Genomic DNA, 14614 nt, shown 5'->3' with positions numbered 1-14614 from the left:
CTTCCTGCCGTTGTACTCGCGCTCGTTGAGCCTGCCGACGATGTAGAACAACCCCTGCCTTGTGAGCGGCTCAAGAACCTCCCTCGGGCCAAAAACGGCCACAAAGTTGCTGTCGCCGGGAGCGCCGTTCCACACAACGGTGGCCTTGTAGTTGCCCGAACTCGTCTCTTTGAGTTGGCGGAGGTCTTCCCTGGTCGGGGTTTCAACGAGAAGAACGTCGTGGTTCTCGTACCTGACACGTAGGTCGTCCATGTGCTCCGGCATCACTTTGTCCACAAACTCGCGGATCTTCTTGAGCTCGTCCTCAGAGAGGACCTCGGCCACGCGACGCTTGGCGAGATACTTCTTAGCGACATCTTCCCCCCAAATCGCCTTGAGAACCTTATAAGTGCGGTCGGTCATTCGTCATCACCCCCTTCAACATCCTTAAGAAACTCTCTAAGGGCCTCAACCACAACTTGACTCCTTTTCTTACCAGTCCTTTCCACGTAGGCTTGGAGTTTCACCTCAAGTTCAAGGGGGAGATACACCGTCACGGCACCCACGTTGCACACCTCCAAGTATTGTCGTATAATATTACAACTACTATCATATATAAACTTTTCGGTCAGCCTCGCTCACCACTCGCCAACTCAGCCGGCGTGTAGAGGACAACGGGCTTGAAGTCCGGCGGCTCGACGGCCAAAACCGCGCCACACTTTGGGCACCTGAACGGCCTGTGGATGTCCTCAACGGCAAAGCGCTTCCTACAGTGCGGACAGGTCAACACATTCCGGAGCTGAGGCTCAGCGAGGCACATCAAGATCACCTCACAAAGTCCATCAGGGTCTTAGGTTCCTTGGGGGTGAAATCGGCGAGGGCTTCAATCTCCCTGGCCATCTCCTCCGCACGCTCCCAGCCCCTCTTTTTGGCCGGGAGGAGGAGATAAATTAGGTCGTCGTCCCAGAGAACCCAGCCTATGCCGTGTTTTATCAAAAGGGCGAGGTAGTAGGGTTCGTAGGACAGGTTGAGGATTATAGGCCTCGTAGCGATAAACATGAGGTCGAAGAGCGGCTTTCTGTCTATGGCCTGGCTAACGACCTTTATGAAGTCCCACTCCTTGAACTCGATGCCAACCCTCATGTAACGAGGCTGTCTCTTGTAAAAAGTCCTCCAGCGGAATTCTATCACTAAATCGCACTCGTAGGGCTTTCCGTCGAACTTTAAGACCTTTCTGGGGAATAGTTTTATCTCCGGTTCCTCATCGAAGGGCGTGCTGACGTAATGATAAAGGACGTATCTAATCACTCTTTCGGCCACTTCCGGAGCTTTGGCCTCCTCTTTGTTGCCGTGCTCCTTGAGCCACTCCCGGTACTCCTCAAGATTCACGGCCATCACGCTCCTCCTTTTCTTCAGTGTGGATGTACCTCCACCACCACGTGTAATACTCCTCCGTAATGCCCATTTCACTCATTCAAATCACCTCAACGAGGCTTTTTTGAGCAGAATGAAACTCCAACACGGCGAGAACCTTTTGCTTGTACTTCTCGAGGTACTGGAGCTTCTCGATTTCCTTCCGTGGCATGAACCCCTTCCAGGCTCCTGTGTCTGTGGAGTAAAGCGCGTGGAAAATCGCGGGATCCTTAAGGAAGCGAAGATCAACACCAAAGCCATGAAGCTTGACCCATCTCGGAAGCTCTTTCCTGATCGCGAGTATTGCTTCTCTAGCCGCTGAGATGCTCCTGCGCTGACAGAGCGTCCCGATCGCCATAACGTCCGTGAGAAGGCCCTGCTCGCGGATCCTGTCAATCGCATAGAGGTACTCATCAACCGTGTAGCCCTGAACTACCATGACCCAATTCACGCCGTCGAGGTCCAAACACTTCATGCCGTTCTCAATCGTGCGCTCAATCCTCTCGATGTTTGTCTTGTAGCGCTCGCGGTTCACGCCAGGCTCGCAGGGATAGTCCATGACCGCGACGTAGTTCGCGTTCAACTTCCTCGCGAGACGCCAGAGTTGCAGGCAAGTGTACGGATACTTGCCATAGCGGGAGAAGAATGAGAAGCCGCCACTGTCGAGGAAGACCTCCCTGACATTCTGATGTGGCCGGAAGGGCTTAAAGCGCTTTCCAGTCCACAACGTTGCGGCTGAGATAAGAACGTACGGCCAATCGATCTTTTTGTCCGTTCCCGAACCTTCGAGAGCAAAAAAGACTTTCTCAACCACGCCCCGCCACCTCCCCCTTTTCTTCTTTTTCAGCCCGACTGGGGAAGTCGAGGCCGAGGAGAAAGGCCCGCAGTTCGCGGTAGTCGCGGGCCGTAAAGACAAGCTTCCCGTCGCGGTAGATATTGAAAAACCCTCGTCCTATCCGCATACGCTTAAGTTCTAACCCATACTGGGCGAGCTCCTTCCTGAAATATTCAAAAGTAGTAGCGGGGCGACCCATTTTCACACCTCCTTTTTTACCGTTACGAACGGGTTCGGGAGCCAGCGGGCGTCATCTTCCTCTTTCATACGCTTAGCGTAGAGATAGAACTCAACTGGTACGAGGAGGATAGCACGACATCCATAAGGCTCGGCAAAGCTTTCTGGCGACAGCCCTTTTTCTACACAGTAGTAGGTAAACCACCGTAGCGGACGTGAATTTTTATTTACGCCAAGGAGTTCTCCGATAAAACGTACTGGTACGCGTGCGTCAGAATAACGTGCTTTCTCCCCGAGCGTAGTAAACTTGCGCCAGCTGGCTATCGCGGCGGTAAAAACACCCTTTTTCCAATGAGGGAGTAAGGTGGCGTACTCTTCAATAGATGCCGTATCCACCTCTGCCGGATCACTATCAAAGTGCTCCCATGCCGTGAGGAGAGTTTTGACGACGTGTCCTGCATGCCAGGGTGTAAGCTCCTCCTCGCGTATAAGGAAGTCGTAGAAATAAAGAATATCAGGGATTTCACTCACAGGTACCCCTCCAGCTCGATATATCCCTTGTCTATCAAAATACCTCCCTCCCAGATAGTTACTTTTGCTTCCTTTATCCTGTGTTCAAACATGGCCTTATGGATATCGGCCATGCTGACATGCTCTGCTTCGAACTCAGTATATTTGCCGAGGTCTTTTCCCACACCACTTATCCGGACTTCAGTCATAGCCTGCACCTCCTATGTTCTTCACTATCTATTATGTGCTTATCCTTTATAAACTTTTCCATTAGGGGTAAAGGAGAAACCACCTATAAGTCCAAATAGATCGTAAATGCTTATGGGGTCGCTCAGAAGTTTAAAGAGATTAACAAAAAACTGAAAGCGCCTGCTCCAGCGCCTTTGTGCGGGGTCTAAACTGTATGGTCTCGACCGGGCTTATTTCAATTATAAAAAGGCCGTCGTCCATCCTGTGTACCTTCACATCACTAAGAAGGTTTTTCAGCTCCCCGGCTAAATTCTCGGCGCCGTGCTCAGTTTTGTCCAGCGTGCCTAATTTAGCCCAGAGGTAAGTTTTAAACTCCCTCTCGTTCTTTATCACCCTGCCCAGTCTCGCCAGCCAGCCCCTCGAACCGCCGACGAACATAACAAACCATACGAGGGTTTCCCCGGTCTCAGGGTTCCAGAAAAACGTGTATTCCCTGCTCCCCTTATCCCAGAGGCCGAGCGCCTTCCTAAGCCACCTGTCGTTCTTAACTCTAAGAAAGCCCTCCGGGATAACGTCCTTGTAGTGCTTCCCGTCCGGAACCTCCTCCCAGACGACCTTCATCTTCATCTCAATCACCTCCTTCACTATCTATTATGTGCTTATCCTTTATAAACTTTTCTATCCTTTATCTCCTCCCCTCCATCTCTAAGTAAATATAATATATATAAGAATAAATTATTATATTAATAATTAATTTCTAAGAGAAAGAGTAAAAAAGCATTAGTATTGAAGGGATATAAAAGACTCTAATGTACCCTGACCTTCTACCTCTGTTGTGAAGTGGGCGATAGCATTCGGATGTTTCGAGCCAGGCAAAGCCTCCACCATCTTTATTTGCGCCCAGATGCATGGGTAACGCTTGGCGGCCATGAGGCGGGTTTTGTTCCGGAAAGGACAGATGTAACAGCCAGACTTGGGCGGAACAGGAAGGCCGTGCTTCTTGATAATCAGCTTGGCCTCGCTCCTGCCAATACCTGCCTCGACGAGCGGATATTTGAGACGGATGCCGTACTTGTTCCTTTCCCACTTCACCCGACGTTTTTCGTCAGCATTGATAGCGATGTATTCTACTGCGTCGTTGCCGTAGTGTTCCTTTACCCATTTTGTTATGGGTCTTACTTTGAACTTGTCCGTGCACCACCTCCATGCCTTGGAGGGGGCGAACTTCTTTTTGAGAACATACTCAAGGAGGCTCGTAGTTCCTTCTGCGTGCGGAATGAGGTAGGTTACTTCCATCCCGTAGTTCTTCCAGAGCCAACGATCAATGAAGGCAATGTACTCGTGCGTCTCTGGGAGGTCGGGCATAATGGCGTGGACGACTGCATCAAGTGGCATATCTTTGTCAAGGAGGTAAAGGAGAAGGGCCGTGCTATCCACACCCCCACCATAGCTGAGGATATACTTAGTCATTATACTCCCTCCTATCGAGCCGACTAATAGTCCACCCGAGGACGCCGCGCTGAGTGTCAGGATAGATGATCAGCCCAAGGTCGCGAGAGATAAGCGCCCGCTCCCCGTTATGCTCTGCTTCGTTGAACCAATTCGTTATCAACGTTTCAGCCTTATACTTCATCCCATCCCCGGGAGGGATGCCAAGCCGGCGGAAGAAATGGACCAACTTGATCCGTTCGCTCGGTTTTAGCACATCGGCGAACTCTGCCCTCATCGCCTCAATCTGTTTCTGCTTCTTTACCCTATATGCTGATTCCCCATCCAGCCGTGCCTGTAGTTGCTCGATCTGTGCGCGCATCTCTTCAACGAGCTTTTTCAGCTCGGCGTTCTCTTTCTCAAGCTGTTCGAGCTTCATCTTGTCGGCGACATCGCCCTTGTGGACGGCCCAGAGCGACATTATCAGTTTTCCCCAGCTCTGCCGTCCCCTTACCGCGTCTATTTCAGTCTTTACCGCGCCCTCAATGACTGCGGTAATTGGCCGCGGATCTAAGTACTCTGCCTTTCTGGCCATAGCTCTCGCCTCACTCTTTTACTCTGTCCAACAGCCAGCGGAGGTATTCGCCGCGGGTCATGGCTTTAGCCAGCCGCCTGCGCTCGAACTCTTCTATCGTCTTTTCATCTGTGCTTATGGTTATGACTTTCGCTCCACCCGGATATTTCTTCGGTCTGCCCATTTAAATCACCTCAAATTATATTTTGATATTTTATTTAAAAACTTTTCTATCATCTCTCTCACAGCTTCCATGCTTTGTTATTACTTTATTTTACAGAATAAATTATTATATTAATAATTAATTTCTCTCGCCGAGGGTAAAAGTCTGGCTCTCTGCGGTTGAGCTATAAGACCAAATATTTACTATCGCCTGATAGAATTAATTATTAATATAATAATTTATTCTTATAAATAATATATCTATCTATTATTGTTTCTCTCTTTACTTTTTGTTTTCGACCGAAAAGTTTAGAAAAAGCAAGTTGGGATGTGAGGAAAGAATTCGCAAAAGAAGTGTTAGGATTGGATTTTTGAAAAAAAGAAAAAATTACTCTTCTTCCAGCTCGACGCGTACGCGTGGCGCAGCCTTAAGCTCTCGCTCGATCTGCTCCACCAACCTATACGCCTGCCTTACCTCTTCATGCGCTTCGGTCATGTCCGCAACGTGGAAATGATACAATGCCTTTTTGAGATACTTTTTCATCCGCTTCCACTTATCCACAACATCATCTGAGATTAGCCTTACTTCTTCTTTCCTCATTCCGCTCACCCGACGTTATAGTCAAATAAGTCGTCCTCTTCCTCCTTGGCCTTGCGCTTCTTTATCGCATAGAGTAAGATGCCGGCGTAGTTAATTAGGTCCTTTATTGTGTCCTCAATACGCTCGTCCTTGACTGTGAAGTCGCCGCGCTTTAGAAAGTTCGCTAAGCGGGCGTATTTGTCGCTCAGCCTGACGAAAATAGCCTTTTCTGTCTCGACGATGCCGAGCTCCTCGACGAGGTGGAAGTTTGAAAGAGGGTCGTCGTCGGTTGCGTAGTCGGTGTTTTTCAGCTCCACGATGTCGAGGGCCTCAGCGTAGAGACCCTTTAGGAAATCTACTAACTCATCACGTTTCTTCATTTTTTATCACCCCATCAAGTACTAATTTTTCTTTATCCCTTTGATCTCGACCCCAACAACTTCAAAAATAATGGAAACTTCAAACGTTTCGAACTCATATGGAAAGTCCCCGTCTAAATCGATAACCCGTAAGCACTTATCTTTATACTCTTCAACCATTTTTCCAGTAGCATCCATAATAATCCGATCTTTACAGACAATTATGTGTTTTATATCCATTGTCTGCCCTCCTATAGCATAACAATTATTTTTTGCTTCGTGTTCATAGCCCGGCCTCCACAACGCTTAGATACAACCTGTACGCGGTCCGCGGAAGGTCTTTCCCGTACTCCTCTTTCACCTCAGCCGCAATCGCCGGCATCGCTACCTTCGGGTTGATGAACTCCTCGGGCGACAGCCTCAGCTTGACCTTGTGGATCGCTTCCAACACTTCCTCCTCGCTCGCAACGTTGCCCTTCTTTTTCTTACTTGCTTTCTTCTTACTCTTCGCGTAAAGCTGGCCTTCATGGGTCGGGTAGTTGAAGTGTATCGGCTTCACCTTGCCACGTAGTATTATATGGTTATATTCATCGATGGCCTTCACGACAAAGCCCTCATAGTCGCGAAGCCACGCTGTCTCTGCGAGCTGGCGCATAAGGTCTTTACTTATTTCGTCGGGCATGAAGCATAGCCTGAACTCAGGTACAGCAGGATCGTAGTATGATGTTATTCGCCACGGTGCGAAGTGTCCCATGCTGTTATCCCAGTACTCGAATAGGATCAGGTTCGACGCTTGAAACTGGCTGGTGTAAGGCGCTTTTATCTTCCCGCTCACGAGCTCGCCGACCAGATAAGAGCCGTCGCCCCAGTGCCGGCGGAACTGCTTTACATGGGTGATTAAGTGAGGGTTGTTCTTAAATGCCTCGCAGAGGATGTTCATGAACCTGTTCTCCGCGGCCTGCTTGCGGGTGAGTACGTAAATCTTGTCGCCCCATTTCACCAGCCTGATGTTCGTCCCGTCGTACTTGCGTTCTACGATTATATACCAGACTCTGTCTTTTATCTTCTGATAATTGACTAAAAACTGTGCGTAGCCGTCGATGTGGGGGAACTTTTTTACACCGGGCGGCATTTCATTTGAAAACACAACCCCATCTACTTCGAATTCCATATCACCACCCCCAAACACCGAGGATAAAAAGAAAATGCCACGTGCTCACTCCTCCTCGCTGACCGGCTCGTCGTCGGGGTCGAGCAGAGTGTAATACCACAGCCCGGCCTTGTTCTTCCGTTTCCCTACCAACGCGAGGACAGGCTCGCCATCGTCAAAAGCGCCCTTATCTTTTAGCTTCCTTATCTTATCCATGATGACGCTACTTGATGTGTTCCAGCAGTACGGTGTTTCCTCTACGTCGTGGTGGTAGTGGAAGTAAACGCTGACGTACGGCTTCCCGCTATCCCCTTGCCGAAAGTGCGCATCCTCGATAGCTATCACTTCGCCGATGACGGCGGGGCTTTTGACTACTGTCCTGTCGTCCCGGTGCTCCTTCTCAAGGTAGTCGGAAATCTTCTTTACCACAATATCCACCTCCAAATTTTTCAGAGATATAATTGTATCCCCACTATATAACTTTTTCGGCGAAAAACTTATATAGGGGAAGGCACAATTTACTTCGGTGATGCCATGCATCTTAAACCCAGCCACCGTAAAATACTTTCCCTCCTTCTCGAAGGAGGTGGTAAACTTACGAGAGAGGCCATCTGCGACGCGACCGGCTATCCTCGCAAGTCTTTACGTGCAAGGATTTCAGAACTCCGCAAGATGGGCCTCGTGGATGGAGATAGAACTTATATCTGGCTTATAGACGAGGAAAAAGCTCGTACTGTTCTGTTAGACGAAAATGTCAAAGTTGACTCGGAAGCGATTTATCGGAGCGATGTTCTCCTCGACAGCGATGCAGTTATCGAGCACAGGCCTGCCGACGGCGCGACCGCAACAATTATCATCAGCGATTTGCACTTCGGCGACGAGAACGTCATGCTCGAAACGTATAAGAGCACGGCGAATAACCTCATACAGAAGCTGAATGAAGTAAACGACGAAGTAGGAATAGAGCAGATAACAGTTATTTTAAATGGTGATATAGTAGCAGGGCGCGGCATCTTTCGCGGACAGGAAGCAAAAAATATTTTTAACAAGGGTAATATACAGGTTCTTTACGCGTCAGCTTATATCCTCGACCTGCACAGAGAACTAAGCCAAATCGCTCCTACCCAGTACTTCGTCATCAAAGGCAATCATGACACACATAAGGGTGACAACTACGCGTGGGAATTAGCCGACAAATTAAGGAGTTTTGGCCTCGACGCCTACTATGCAGGCCACCAATTAGTAATGAACCTCGGCGATGAAGAAAAGCAACACTGGGTTCTGATTGAGCACGGCTACGGCGGCAGCGACTACTACCCGGTTAGCTATGACTTTTTACGTAACACGTGGAAAAAGCTTAACTGGCTTAACAGGCGTCAGCGCGAACTCGGTAGAAAGGAGATAGAACGCGTCATCGTCGGCCACTCCCATTGGCTTGTGACAAACATACGACAGGACACGTATTGGGCGATAGACGTAAGCGGCGGCTTCCAGCGTAACGAGCGGGTAGAGTTGGGTAAGAACCAGCGCCCAGCAGGCTTCATCCTGTATGTCTTCGACCGCAACCGCGACGGCCTCACTATCTACGACTGGAAGGAGGGGTTAAGGCTATATGAAATCGTCTCTGATGAAGAAGTGATGCTAAAAGAGCTGTTCGACCCGACCCTTGAGTTGAAGAACAGGATGGACGCCCCGCGCAAATTAATCGAGCTATATAATTATTTGGTGAAAAAAGGATTGGTTAAAAAGGAGGTGGTAAGGGGATGTTTACATACAGAGCAATAAAAAGAAAAGGAGATAATGCTCTTCTAATACTAATGCTCCTCGCTATCGCTATTATTCCAGCGCTCCCAGCGTTCGCCCTCTGGGCTTGGCTTGACCCGACCGGCTTCTGGCAGAGATTTATCTTCGTTGCTATCTACGCCTTTGGTATATATCCTACCCTGCTCGCCCTTGAAATTTTCGTTTTTAAGCTACGTGATTAAATAATCTCCTATTTAAATCAGCCGCTAAAATAACCCCTGTGGAGGTGAAAATAATGGATGTATGGGATTATAGACCTATCTTTTCGAAGAGGAGCGGGAAAGAGATATTGGAAGTGTATAAGGAACCTCTTAAAATCAACAAAAAGAAAGGTATAATCACGAGCGGCGACTTTATCTTTTACGTCCAGAACGGCGAACACTACGCAAGGATAGAGATGGACAGTGAGCATGCGCTATTCTTAGCAAAAAAAATTAGTCTCATGATGGAGGTAATTTTTCTTACTTCATTTAAGGAAGAAGCAAAAGTCTTCGATTATACGCTCGACGACCACCGCTTTGAAGTTATCTTTAGCCACAATAAGTTTAAGTTTTATATCTATCACAACGATGAACACTATGCCACTGCAACTATCAGCATCGCCGACGCCAACTACCTCGCTGAGGTCTTGCGTTATGATGTGCTCCTTGAATACGGTCAGATGACGGCTACACAGCAGGCGATAGCCGCTGAGGTAAAGGCGAAGCATGGTGGGAAGAAGCCAGCGCACAACTATGACCAAGAGGCGATGGTCTATGGGTGAGCGTTGCCCCGTCTGCGGCGCCACCTCTATTTATTTTGATCCGGCGAGAGGCGAATACTACTGCCCTGTCTGTGGCTACGTTTACGGCTATGAAGAAGTACCGGCTCACCACGTCCAGATACAGGCAAAGCACGATGTAGAAAACGCAAAGTTCGAGTGGACAGGCACGGGCGATGATACCAAAAATTACACTCTCAGTGAGATAAGGCGTATGGCCGCCAACCTTCATCTACCTAAATACATAGTGAGAGAAGCGGAGAGAATATACTCGCGAGTATATAATGCTGACCTCCACCGCAAAAAAGGAATAGCCGCTGAGGCGTTAGCTCCCGCCACCCTCATGGTCGCGTGTGATGTTCATGGCATAGATATAAATATGGATGGATTATATACGTATGCAAAAGCCGAGCCGTCAGCTATCATGAGGGCATACATTTACGTGCATACTTTTAGCAGGAGTAAGACCCTAATGCATAATACTAGTGAGGGAGATGGGTAGGCCACCCACTCCCTTTCGTATATACCCGCGGCGCCGACGTTGCCGTATATGTATGCTCTTCGGGGAGCAGGCCGCCACGTGCGGCCCTCCCACTCCCACAGGGATATATCGCTCTTTAGTCACTCTTTAGCCCGTAAGGCCGTCGCCCGAACGCTCTCCATGAGCGAGGGGTAATGTGGTGAAGGCGGCGGGAGGGCGATATCCTCTCATGCTAAAATCACAGCGAGAACGGGGCCGGCCCCATGAATAACTGCCGTCGAGTGGCGGCCTTAGCAGACCCTCACGAAGCCGAGGACGCGCCGTGAGACGGCCATCTTTTCCTTTTTGTGTTTTCTTGCTCGCCGATGCACGCCTGACGGGCAAACGGAGGGTGAATCATGCTCAAAATTGAACACGTCCCGCTCGATAAAATCATCCCGTATGTGAACAACCCGAAGAAGCACCCAGAGGAGCAGATAAAAAAGATAGCCAGCTCTATCCTTGAGTTTGGCTTCAAAGTGCCAATTATTGTGGACAAGGACTACGTCATCATTGCTGGCCACGGTAGGTATGAGGCCGCAAAGAGGATAGGGCTGAAAGAAGTGCCGGTCATCGTTGCCGACGACCTTTCCCCTGCACAGGTGAAGGCTTTCCGCATCGCCGACAACAAGGTGGCTGAAAGTGATTGGGACTTAGAGGCTTTAGCCGCAGAGCTGGAGCAGTTGAAGGAGATTGACTATGACCTTGAACTGACGGGCTTTGATGATGAGGAAGTCCGGTCATTGATAGACGACTTAGCCATCGACGACTTCTTTGAGGAAAAACCTCCAGCTCCTGCAGATGAGGAAGGGGAAGGGCAAGAAGATAAAGGTACGATTACAGTGGTCTGCCCCAAGTGTGGCTTTGTTTTTGAGGTGGAAAAAGAATGAGGCTACACCTCGCTGGGACTTATGGCTATAAGGAACCTATCTTTAAATATAAACCTCCATACCTCCTCGAAAGTTATATCTCTATCCGACCTTGGCAGTTAGAGTATATTAAGTCGCCCTATTGTAAGGGCTTCATCTTGGATAGTGGAGCATTCACATTTATGAATTCCAAAAAGAACGCTAAGCTCGACTGGGAAGAATACGTCATGAAGTATGCTGACTTCATCAATAAATATGATATTGAGCTATTCGCCGAGTTGGATATTGATTCTATTGTGGGTCTAAGGAAAGTTGAGGAGCTACGGGATTTATTGGAGGCAGAAACGGGGAAGCAACCGATAGTAGTGTGGCATAAATCGAGAGGGAAACAGGACTTTCTTGACACGGTCGCGAGCTATCCTTATGTAGCTATCGGAGGAATTGTGGCAAAGGAGATAAAGAAGAGCGAGTATAAATACTTCCCATGGTTTATCCGCAAAGCGCACGAATATGGAGCGCAGATACATGGGATGGGATTCTCTCCTCTTAATGGGAATTATGGGTTCGATAGTGTAGATACGACATCATGGGTAGGAAGCAAGTATAGCCAATTATACAAATTTGATGGTAAAAAATTAGTTCCTCTCCCAAAAAAGAAAAATTGGAGGAGGAAAGTATCTTGTTTTGTATTTAATGAGTATAATATTAGAGAATGGACAGCCTATGCTAAGTATTTAGATAAAAGAGGGGGCTAAAATGCAGTGGGGTTTGTTTATACTCTGGGCTTTATTGACACTTGGAAGCGTTACTGCTGGGGTAGTAACAGCAAGGAAGCTGGGAAAAGAAGCATTCGTAGGCCTATATGCGGGGCTAACGATAGTGGCAAACATCATAGCAGCAAAGCTTATTATGATTGGCAACTTTGTCGTCCCTGCTGCCGTCCTTGTTTATAGTAGCACGTATCTGCTCACCGATATCATAGATGAAGTTTATGGGAGAAAGTTGGGCCATAAGACTGTCCTGACTGGTTTCGTGGCTAATGTCCTTGGTGTGTTGGCGATTTGGCTTAGTGTTAAGTGGGCGCCCGCTCCTTTCATTCCCGCCGAATTCCAAGATGCCTATACTAAAGTATTGGGCCAAGCTCCGAGAATAGTCTTTGCTTCCACGATTAGTTACTTGATTAGCCAGAACCACGATGTGTGGGCTTTCCACTTTTGGAAGGAAAAGACAGGTGGCAAATACCTCTGGCTGAGGAACAACCTAAGCACGATGGTGAGCCAACTGCTCGACACGGTGATATTTATCACACTGGCCTTTTATGGCACAGTTCCTCTTGCCATCTTGATTGGTATGATTAAAGGCCAGTATATAGCGAAAGTGATGATTGCACTCCTTGATACTCCGTTCTGTTATCTTGGAGTCAGGCTGATGAAAAGAGAACGGAAGGAGTGATATGGAAGCGGAGGAACTGCTCCAACAGATGCCCGCAAAGGTATTAAAAGCTTACCAGATTTGGGCTACCAACCACAGCCCTACCCAGACTGCTAAAATCATCGGCGTCCACGAGAGCACGATACGGCGATGGAAGAAAAAATATTACTGGGAAGAGATAGAAAAGGCAACGCTTAACCGTATCGTTAATGAGACAAAAGACTATATCGAGAAAATAAAGGAAGACCAACGGAAGATAGTAAAAGCTGCTATTTTAACAGCAGTTAAACAACTAAAAGAGGGAAAGCTTAAAGCCCGTTCCCTTTCCGATTTAATAGCTCTCCTCCGCTATCAGTTAGAATTAGAGGGCGAATTTAGAGAGGAAACTAACGTTAATGTGAATGTTAATCTTTCAATCGCCTCCCTTCACGAGGAGCTTATGAAGAGGAGAAAACAGGCTTTAGGAGAAGGCGAGGAGGAGAGGGGATGATGGCGATAAATAAAGGCGTTGATTTTGTCGATTTGCTGGCCGAGTGGCAAAGAGATCCTATCCTCTTTATTGCGGACTTTTTTGGTGAGAAGCCCGACCCTCTCCAAGCTGACGTCTTAAGAGCGATAGCCAAGCACAAGAAGGTAGCCGTTAGGAGCGGACACGGTGTAGGTAAAACGTGGTTAGCGGCAAGGGCGGCGATATGGTTTTTTGTCACTCACCCCTACTCGAAGGTTATCACCACCGCCCCGACTTGGCAACAGGTAAGGAAAATATTATGGTCGGAAATTCATTCTGCTTTAAGAAAAGTTCCTCCTCTCCTCCGTGATAATTTCGAAATTCTCGATACGGAAATTTATATGAAGGACGCTACCGGGAATAGAATTCAGGAGTGGTATATAACCGGGCGTTCAAGTGATAGACCGGAGAATATGCAGGGCTTCCACGCTCCTTATCTCTTCTTTATTATCGATGAGGCCTCAGGTGTGAAGGACGAAATTTATGAGGCTATAGAAGGAAGCCAGACGACAGAGGCGAAGATGCTCCTTATCGGGAACCCAACCAAGCCCGAAGGCTATTTCTATAACGCTTTCCACAAAAATAGGGACTTATGGGCGACGTTCCACTTATCATGCCTTGATTCTCCTCGTGTGAGTAAGGAGTGGATAGAGGAGAGAAGGAAGGAGTGGGGTATAGATAGCGTTTTATATAAAGTCCGTGTGCTCGGCGAGTTCCCCGACGTGATAAGCAACGCTCTTATTCCGCTCCATTGGATAGAGAAAGCAACTCAAGTAAAGCTCGACTTTAAGCCCGAAGACCCAGACGTTGAAATACGGATAGGCGTTGATGTTGCCCGCATGGGTGAGGATGAAACCGTTATTACTATTATCGGGCAGAAAGGGAACGCTATAAAAGTTTTCGATATTATCTCGGCTCAAGGGAAGGAAACGACTTGGACGGCGAGGAGAGCAAAGCGGCTTTATGAAAAATATAACGCTAAAGTAATAAACGTCGATGACACAGGCGTAGGCGGAGGAGTAACCGACCTTTTAAGAGAGGAAGGAGTAAAAGTTAATCCCGTTAAATTCGGGGCCTCACCTACGAATAATGAAGCGAAAGCTCTTTTCCTTAACTTAAAAGCTCAAATTTACTACGAGCTGAGGGATTATTTCGACCCCAGTAAGGAGGGAATTATCTCGATTCCCGACCATTCGAAGTTAATTCGTGATTTATCAGCGATAAAGCAGGACTATACAAGTAAGGATAAGATTAAAATTATCGACCCACCGAAAAGCCCGGATTACGCCGATAGCTTAGCATTAGCCGTTACGAGAGCGGGAAGAAGAGAGATTTTAAGACCACCAAGTATTTTTTTGAGGTGAGGG

26 protein-coding genes are annotated in these 14614 nt (G+C 48.0%); 9 read left to right on the top strand and 17 right to left on the bottom strand.

The genetic code is table 11. The features are described from left to right. The 17 genes from H0Z19_RS07515 to H0Z19_RS07435 all read right to left on the bottom strand — a co-directional run. Window positions 1-402 (bottom strand): hypothetical protein (locus H0Z19_RS07515; RefSeq protein WP_290725370.1); only part of this gene is annotated, 402 nt, incomplete at its 3' end. Beyond that, window positions 399-545, bottom strand: coding sequence for a hypothetical protein (locus tag H0Z19_RS07510; RefSeq protein WP_290725368.1), 147 nt, complete (start codon window positions 543-545; stop codon window positions 399-401). The genes H0Z19_RS07515 and H0Z19_RS07510, both read right to left, overlap by 4 nt. Before the next feature lie 62 nt (window positions 546-607). Beyond that, a complete protein-coding gene (locus tag H0Z19_RS07505; protein WP_290725366.1) occupies window positions 608-799 on the bottom strand; it encodes a hypothetical protein in 192 nt (63 codons plus the stop codon). A 5-nt stretch (window positions 800-804) separates the two neighbouring features. Then, window positions 805-1374 (bottom strand): hypothetical protein, encoded by a 570-nt coding sequence (locus H0Z19_RS07500; protein WP_290725364.1) that lies wholly within the window; start codon window positions 1372-1374, stop codon window positions 805-807. 79 nt (window positions 1375-1453) lie between these two features. Beyond that, the gene (locus H0Z19_RS07495; protein ID WP_290725362.1) at window positions 1454-2206 is read right to left on the bottom strand and encodes a hypothetical protein; all 753 of its coding nucleotides are present in this window, start codon (window positions 2204-2206) and stop codon (window positions 1454-1456) included. Then, window positions 2199-2426 (bottom strand): hypothetical protein, encoded by a 228-nt coding sequence (locus tag H0Z19_RS07490; RefSeq protein WP_290725360.1) that lies wholly within the window; start codon window positions 2424-2426, stop codon window positions 2199-2201. The genes H0Z19_RS07495 and H0Z19_RS07490 overlap by 8 nt, the downstream gene beginning before the upstream one ends. Window positions 2427-2428: 2 nt before the next feature. Then, a complete protein-coding gene (locus H0Z19_RS07485) occupies window positions 2429-2935 on the bottom strand; it encodes a hypothetical protein (RefSeq protein WP_290725358.1) in 507 nt (168 codons plus the stop codon). Further along, complete coding sequence (locus tag H0Z19_RS07480; RefSeq protein WP_290725356.1) at window positions 2932-3123, bottom strand: hypothetical protein; 192 nt, start codon at window positions 3121-3123, stop codon at window positions 2932-2934. The genes H0Z19_RS07485 and H0Z19_RS07480 overlap by 4 nt, the downstream gene beginning before the upstream one ends. A 139-nt stretch (window positions 3124-3262) precedes the next feature. Then, entirely contained in the window at window positions 3263-3748 is a 486-nt protein-coding gene (locus tag H0Z19_RS07475) for a hypothetical protein (RefSeq protein WP_290725354.1), read from the bottom strand. A gap of 135 nt (window positions 3749-3883) precedes the next feature. Further along, window positions 3884-4573 carry a hypothetical protein gene (locus H0Z19_RS07470; RefSeq protein ID WP_290725352.1) on the bottom strand — a complete coding sequence of 230 codons (690 nt, stop codon included), beginning with the start codon at window positions 4571-4573 and terminating at the stop codon, window positions 3884-3886. Next, on the bottom strand, window positions 4566-5126 hold the full coding sequence (locus tag H0Z19_RS07465) for a hypothetical protein (protein WP_290725349.1): 561 nt from the start codon (window positions 5124-5126) through the stop codon (window positions 4566-4568). Before H0Z19_RS07465 ends, H0Z19_RS07470 begins: the two co-directional genes overlap by 8 nt. Window positions 5127-5136: 10 nt before the next feature. After that, a complete protein-coding gene (locus H0Z19_RS07460; protein WP_290725347.1) occupies window positions 5137-5289 on the bottom strand; it encodes a hypothetical protein in 153 nt (50 codons plus the stop codon). Window positions 5290-5655: 366 nt separating this feature from the next. Further along, the gene (locus H0Z19_RS07455) at window positions 5656-5868 is read right to left on the bottom strand and encodes a hypothetical protein (protein WP_290725344.1); all 213 of its coding nucleotides are present in this window, start codon (window positions 5866-5868) and stop codon (window positions 5656-5658) included. Window positions 5869-5873: 5 nt separating this feature from the next. Further along, window positions 5874-6227: a hypothetical protein gene (locus H0Z19_RS07450; RefSeq protein ID WP_290725342.1), complete on the bottom strand. Its 354-nt coding sequence runs from the start codon at window positions 6225-6227 to the stop codon at window positions 5874-5876. Between the two features lie 21 nt (window positions 6228-6248). Next, window positions 6249-6404 (bottom strand): hypothetical protein, encoded by a 156-nt coding sequence (locus H0Z19_RS07445; protein ID WP_290725340.1) that lies wholly within the window; start codon window positions 6402-6404, stop codon window positions 6249-6251. 85 nt (window positions 6405-6489) lie between these two features. Further along, on the bottom strand, window positions 6490-7377 hold the full coding sequence (locus tag H0Z19_RS07440) for an RNA ligase family protein (protein WP_290725338.1): 888 nt from the start codon (window positions 7375-7377) through the stop codon (window positions 6490-6492). Between the two features lie 45 nt (window positions 7378-7422). After that, the gene (locus H0Z19_RS07435; RefSeq protein ID WP_290725336.1) at window positions 7423-7785 is read right to left on the bottom strand and encodes a hypothetical protein; all 363 of its coding nucleotides are present in this window, start codon (window positions 7783-7785) and stop codon (window positions 7423-7425) included. Between the two features lie 105 nt (window positions 7786-7890). Between H0Z19_RS07435 and H0Z19_RS07430 the strand changes: the two genes are divergently transcribed. The 9 genes from H0Z19_RS07430 (at window position 7891) to H0Z19_RS07390 (ending at window position 14611) form a co-directional block, all read left to right on the top strand. Further along, window positions 7891-9141 carry a metallophosphoesterase gene (locus tag H0Z19_RS07430; protein WP_290725334.1) on the top strand — a complete coding sequence of 417 codons (1251 nt, stop codon included), beginning with the start codon at window positions 7891-7893 and terminating at the stop codon, window positions 9139-9141. Next, window positions 9120-9341, top strand: coding sequence for a hypothetical protein (locus tag H0Z19_RS07425; protein WP_290725333.1), 222 nt, complete (start codon window positions 9120-9122; stop codon window positions 9339-9341). The genes H0Z19_RS07430 and H0Z19_RS07425 overlap by 22 nt, the downstream gene beginning before the upstream one ends. A 53-nt stretch (window positions 9342-9394) precedes the next feature. Beyond that, window positions 9395-9922 (top strand): hypothetical protein, encoded by a 528-nt coding sequence (locus H0Z19_RS07420; protein ID WP_290725332.1) that lies wholly within the window; start codon window positions 9395-9397, stop codon window positions 9920-9922. Next, complete coding sequence (locus H0Z19_RS07415; RefSeq protein WP_290725331.1) at window positions 9915-10421, top strand: TFIIB-type zinc ribbon-containing protein; 507 nt, start codon at window positions 9915-9917, stop codon at window positions 10419-10421. The genes H0Z19_RS07420 and H0Z19_RS07415 overlap by 8 nt, the downstream gene beginning before the upstream one ends. Before the next feature lie 377 nt (window positions 10422-10798). Beyond that, window positions 10799-11329 carry a ParB/Srx family N-terminal domain-containing protein gene (locus tag H0Z19_RS07410; RefSeq protein ID WP_290725330.1) on the top strand — a complete coding sequence of 177 codons (531 nt, stop codon included), beginning with the start codon at window positions 10799-10801 and terminating at the stop codon, window positions 11327-11329. Continuing rightward, on the top strand, window positions 11326-12063 hold the full coding sequence (locus H0Z19_RS07405; RefSeq protein ID WP_290725329.1) for a hypothetical protein: 738 nt from the start codon (window positions 11326-11328) through the stop codon (window positions 12061-12063). The genes H0Z19_RS07410 and H0Z19_RS07405 overlap by 4 nt, the downstream gene beginning before the upstream one ends. 1 nt (window position 12064) lies before the next feature. Further along, on the top strand, window positions 12065-12760 hold the full coding sequence (locus H0Z19_RS07400) for a queuosine precursor transporter (RefSeq protein ID WP_290725327.1): 696 nt from the start codon (window positions 12065-12067) through the stop codon (window positions 12758-12760). A 1-nt stretch (window position 12761) separates the two neighbouring features. Then, complete coding sequence (locus H0Z19_RS07395) at window positions 12762-13229, top strand: helix-turn-helix domain-containing protein (protein WP_290725325.1); 468 nt, start codon at window positions 12762-12764, stop codon at window positions 13227-13229. After that, complete coding sequence (locus H0Z19_RS07390) at window positions 13226-14611, top strand: PhoH family protein (RefSeq protein ID WP_290725323.1); 1386 nt, start codon at window positions 13226-13228, stop codon at window positions 14609-14611. The genes H0Z19_RS07395 and H0Z19_RS07390 overlap by 4 nt, the downstream gene beginning before the upstream one ends. The last annotated feature ends 3 nt before the right edge of the window (window positions 14612-14614 follow it).

The sequence above is a fragment of the Archaeoglobus sp. genome (genome assembly GCF_017656475.1).
In the GTDB taxonomy this organism is placed as follows: domain Archaea; phylum Halobacteriota; class Archaeoglobi; order Archaeoglobales; family Archaeoglobaceae; genus Archaeoglobus.
Note: the sequence above shows the minus strand (reverse complement) of the source record. Positions and strands in the feature narration are given on the sequence as shown.